1 protein-coding gene is annotated in these 543 nt (G+C 73.3%); it reads right to left on the reverse strand.

Annotation, left to right across the window (positions count from 1 at the left end):
- Positions 1 to 543, reverse strand: a 543-nt coding sequence (locus tag D3H34_RS34475; protein ID WP_167481337.1) for a hypothetical protein, incomplete at both ends; no start/stop codon positions are given.

The raw sequence follows: 543 nt of genomic DNA on the forward strand, positions 1-543 counted from the left end.
GCGTCACCGCATGCGCGAGCATCTGCAGTGCCAGGCGGCGCATGTCCGGTGCCGAGCCCGGGTCGGTGCGGGTGCACAGCGGCTGCATGCGCAGATGGCGCTGCGCGCATTGCGCGAGCGAAGCCATCAGCGTGTCGGCATGGCGGCGCGCGAAAGGCTCGTGCGCTTCGGTCGCGGCGGCGACGATGCAGGACAGTCCCGCATGCAGCGCCAGGTGCTTGATCTGGCGGTAGCTGCGCACCATGCCCCGGGGCTGCATGTCCAGCGGCAGCAGCGGGCGCATCGCATGGCCTTGCAGCAGCGGCGCGAGCTGCTCGACCGGAGCGTGCACGATCACCACCGCATAGCCGCGCGCATAGGCCAGCAGCGGCTCGAGTCCGCCCAGCTGGCGCAGCCCGAGGGCCGCGGGCAGGGTCGCGACCGAGGCCTGCGCGGGACGCGGGCCCAGGCCCGTGGCCTGCCAGGCGGGTTCGGCGAGCAGATCACGCAAGCCCGGCGTCGCCGCGCTTTCCGTCTGGCTCGCGTCGAGCACCAGCACCGGGA

This window comes from Acidovorax cavernicola (assembly GCF_003581445.1).